The organism is Flectobacillus sp. (genome assembly GCF_049240685.1).
GTDB lineage: Bacteria > Bacteroidota > Bacteroidia > Cytophagales > Spirosomataceae > Flectobacillus.
Genome location: NZ_JBMLSD010000383.1, coordinates 1 through 2,654 on the forward strand (window position 1 = coordinate 1; position 2,654 = coordinate 2,654).

Below are 2,654 nucleotides of genomic sequence, written 5' to 3' on the forward strand. Positions count from 1 at the left end.
GCTGTATGATACCCTTGAAGCACTTATTACCTGCTCGTTGCTTCGAGTACCTAGTAGCGAAACAATACAAATTAGAGGAGTGAGATACTACCCACTCCTAAAAAAACAATTTTTATATATAAACGCTTCTAACGAATTTGAATGATCGATATTTTACTTTTATTGATCCCAATGGCAATGGTGGATAGCCTAAATCCACATACGATTGCAATCCACTTTTTCCTTTTAACAACAAAAAATCCTTTAGGAAGGCTAGCAGGTCATCTTATTGGGATTTTTCTGACGTATTTAATTGGTGGGTTTCTCTTAATAATGGGAATTGGGCAAATTCTAAAACCATTACTAAGTTTATCACTATCGTATGAAATAATCTTGATAGGACACGCAATTGAATTGGCAATTGGCCTATTGATAATCTATTATGGATATACAATAAACAAAAACAAAGAAGGTTTGAACAAAAGAATAATTGAAAAAGCAGGGTCTATAACATTTGGCCAGTCATTCTCTTTAGGATTTGTTGCAACTATTGGAGATATTTTAACAGCAGTAATCTATCTCCCAGCTAATGTACTAATAGCAAATGCAAAGTTAGGCTTTTTGGAAAATTTCTTACTATTACTAGTCTATAATTCCATTTATGTGTTGCCGTTAATCATTTTGTGGAGTCTTTTGTTTTTTAAGAAAACTGCGTTAGTTTTTCACAATATAAGAGAATTTATAAAAAAATGGTTAAGTAAGATATTAGTAATTATTCTTATACTAATTGGCATTTTATTGATTATTGATAGTATTGGTCGCTTCTTAGCTCACCCTCTCTTTTAATGGTGAAAGGTCACTGTATTTGCCAATACACATACATCCTATTAAACATTACTCACCAAAAGTAAATTGGATTAGAGGGGCAAACTCTAAACATTTTTTGATTTACATCAAATCACTTTTTGTTCTACGTCAAAAGCTTTTATTTAAATGCTTTGCAATTTTGCAGTGTAAATAATTAACACTTAAAAATTGGAGATAAATGAATATTACAACGTTTTTTGAAAACTTAATCGCCATGTACTGCGAAAACCTACTTTGGTATGCAGGATTTGCCTTTCCATTCTTCTTCATCTTTTGGATAGTTGGAAAAAAGTATTTTAAGAAAATAAGAATACAAGAAACTGAAAGAGCTAATCTGCATCATTTCAAACATGATCTTGGATTTTCGGCAAGTACATTTCTAATTTTTGCTATCATGGATGTTTGCTTTCTTTATTTAGAAAGCAAAGGTTATACTCGAATCTATTTTGACATTAACGAGTATGGCTATTTGTGGTTAGGGCTTAGTTTTTTCATTGTGCTCTTTATTGATGATATGTTTTTCTACTGGAGCCACAGGGCTATGCATACGCCAAGTTTATATAAGTTTTTCCATAAGGTACATCACGAAAGTACCGACCCTTCGCCATTAACGGCTTTTGCTTTTCATCCTTCAGAGGCTGTGGTTGAATACATTGTAGCCTTTGTATTGCCCTTTTTGCTTCCACTTAATTTTGGGTTAATCATTGCCTGGCAAATCTTCTCCATGTTAAACAATGTGCTTGGCCATTTAGGCTATGAAATTTATCCAAAGGGTTGGGTGAAATTTCCAATATTAAAATTCAAAACAGCATCTACTCATCACAATATGCACCACCAATTGTTTAACGGCAATTATGCATTATATTTTACTTGGTGGGACAAATGGATGGGTACAGAATTTAAAGACTATGAAGCCCGCCACGAACAAATTTTTGAACGAAAAAACATCAAACAATCAACTGATGGTTTGTATTTGCTTACCGTTTCGGCTATACGCCAAGAGGCAAATGACGCTTTCTCCATAGAATTTTCAAATGTTCCCGCCCTTTTCAGAGATTTCTCAGCGGGACAGCATCTAACCATCAAAGTGACTATAAAAGGGGAAACACTTTATCGTACATTTTCAATTTCATCAATTCCAAATACAGATAACCTTTTGACTCTAACCATCAAAAAAATAAAAGGAGGCAAGATTACTAACTACTTAGCTGAGCATTTAAAGGTTGGCGATAGTTTAGAAGTTACAGCCCCTTCCGGGCAATTTTACCTCAATCCCGAACCTGCTCATCAAAATAATTATGTGATGATAGCAGGCGGAAGCGGCATAACACCAATTTACAGTATGATAGGCACTATTTTGAAGTTTGAACCTAAAAGTAAAATTACTTTACTGTATGCCAATAGAACTTCCTCGAGCATAATTTTTAAGGAGAAAATTGAACAATGGACAAGGGAATTTTCTCGTCAATTTAAAGTCAAACACTTTTTGAATGAAGAGGAAAATCCTCAAAATGCCATCAAAGGTTATATCACAAGAATTTCATTGGAAGAAATGGTAAATCATTATGATAAAAATAAATTGGATTTTTATCTCTGCGGGCCTGAAATTATGACAAATAAGCTCATTGAAGATTTGGCTTACTTGGGAATAGCAAAAGAAAAAATTCATCGGGAGCTATTTTTAATCACAGGACAAACTCAAGTAAGTACATCACAAAAAGCACAGGTTTCCGCAAAAGTATTTGGCAAAACCTATCAATTTGAGACCGAAGAGGGGAAAACCATTTTGCAAAGTGGATTAAACCAAA

2 protein-coding genes are annotated in these 2,654 nt (G+C 33.7%); both read left to right on the forward strand.

What is annotated here, in order from left to right:
• The first annotated feature begins 141 nt into the window (after positions 1 to 141).
• Positions 142 to 825, forward strand: a complete 684-nt coding sequence (locus tag ACOVQ4_RS17755) for a GAP family protein (protein ID WP_421821956.1) — start codon at positions 142 to 144, stop codon at positions 823 to 825.
• Positions 826 to 1,024: 199 nt separating this feature from the next.
• A partial coding sequence (locus ACOVQ4_RS17760) for a sterol desaturase family protein (protein ID WP_421821957.1) occupies positions 1,025 to 2,654 on the forward strand: 1,630 nt, incomplete at its 3' end.

What these genes read in the sequence shown, in the direction of transcription:
- ACOVQ4_RS17755 (WP_421821956.1), top strand. Translation starts at nt 142, where the DNA reads ATGATCGATATTTTACTTTTATTGATCCCAATGGCAATGGTGGATAGC.